This is a genomic window from Amycolatopsis sp. H20-H5 (assembly GCF_035828755.1).
Lineage (GTDB): Bacteria > Actinomycetota > Actinomycetes > Mycobacteriales > Pseudonocardiaceae > Amycolatopsis.
Map to the genome: position 1 here is coordinate 1 of NZ_JAYMZS010000278.1, position 1,339 is coordinate 1,339.

Below are 1,339 nucleotides of genomic sequence, written 5' to 3' on the forward strand. Positions count from 1 at the left end.
AGTGGGCGCACTACGGAGGCGACGGGCCGGTCCTCGTCCGCGGCTCCGTCGGCCGCTTCGGCGAGCCTGGCGCGCTGCGGGCCGAGGACGCCGAACTCGTCCGGGCGGTCCGCGCGGACCTGGCCCGCCTGACCGGCGTCACCGCCGAGCCGGTGGACACGCTCGTGACGCGCTGGGGCGGCGGGCTGCCGCAGTACGGCACCGGCCATCTCGAGCGCGTCGCCCGGATCGAGCGCGCCGTCGCGGACATCCCCGGGCTGGCCGTGGCGGGGGCGACCCTGCACGGCGTCGGGCTCCCGGCGTGCGTCGCGACCGCTGATGCCGCCGCTCGCGGTCTCGCGGCCGACCTGACACCGTCTGACGTGTCATGAAAGGGTCTTTCAGGGCAAGAATTGCCCTGAAAGACCCTTTCATGACACTCGGAGCGGCTGTGGGGCGAGTTTCACGTCACCCCTCCCCGCGGCGGCTTTCCTCGCGGGTGAGTGCCAAGATGAACGTATGGCGCGGCTGAACCACAACGAGCTCAACGATTCCATCCGCTACACCGCCTGGTCGGTCTTCCGGGCCGAGCAGGGCAAGCTCGGCGAAGACCGGACGCGGGCGACGGAGGAGACCACGCAGTACCTCGACGCCCTCGAAGGCAAGGGTGTCGTCGTGCGCGGGGTCTACGACCTGTCCGGCCTGCGGGCCGACGCCGACTACCTGATCTGGTGGCACGCCGAGGAGATCGAGCAGGTCCAGGCGGCCTACAGCGGTTTCCGGCACACCCCGCTCGGCCGCGCTTCGGTGCCGGTCTGGAGCCAGGTCGCGCTGCACCGGCCCGCCGAGTTCAACAAGAGCCACGTCCCCGCGTTCATGGCGGGTGAAGAACCGCGGAAGTACGTCTGCGTGTACCCGTTCGTGCGGTCCTACGAGTGGTACCTGCTGCCGGACGACGAGCGTCGCAAGATGCTCGCCGACCACGGCAAGGAGGCCCGCGACTACCCGGACGTCCGCGCCAACACCGTCGCGTCCTTCGCGCTCGGCGACTACGAGTGGATCCTCGCCTTCGAGGCCGACGAGCTGCACCGGATCGTCGACCTCATGCGGCACCTGCGCGGCACCGAGGCCCGCCTGCACGTCCGCGAGGAGGTCCCGTTCTACACCGGCACGCGGGTCCCGCCTGCCGAGCTCATCGCCACCCTGCCTTGACGGCCGAGCTCGACGCCGTCTGGCACACCCTCACCGGCGAAAAGCTCGCCGACGGCGCGGCGGGGATCACCGGTGCCGAGTCCGTGCTGCCCGGCCCGTTCCGGGTGGCCGCGGCCGCCCCGACGAGCCTCGCCGCCGCGACGCGCGC

Annotated in this window: 1 protein-coding gene and 1 pseudogene; both read left to right on the forward strand. The window is 71.8% G+C overall.

All coding sequences use genetic code 11. The features are described 5' to 3' along the window. Positions 1–371 (forward strand): annotated as a pseudogene (locus QMK34_RS47455) (protoporphyrinogen oxidase); the annotation flags it as partial. A gap of 127 nt (positions 372–498) precedes the next feature. After that, a complete protein-coding gene (hemQ, locus tag QMK34_RS47460; RefSeq protein WP_326421625.1) occupies positions 499–1,191 on the forward strand; it encodes a hydrogen peroxide-dependent heme synthase in 693 nt (230 codons plus the stop codon). The last annotated feature ends 148 nt before the right edge of the window (positions 1,192–1,339 follow it).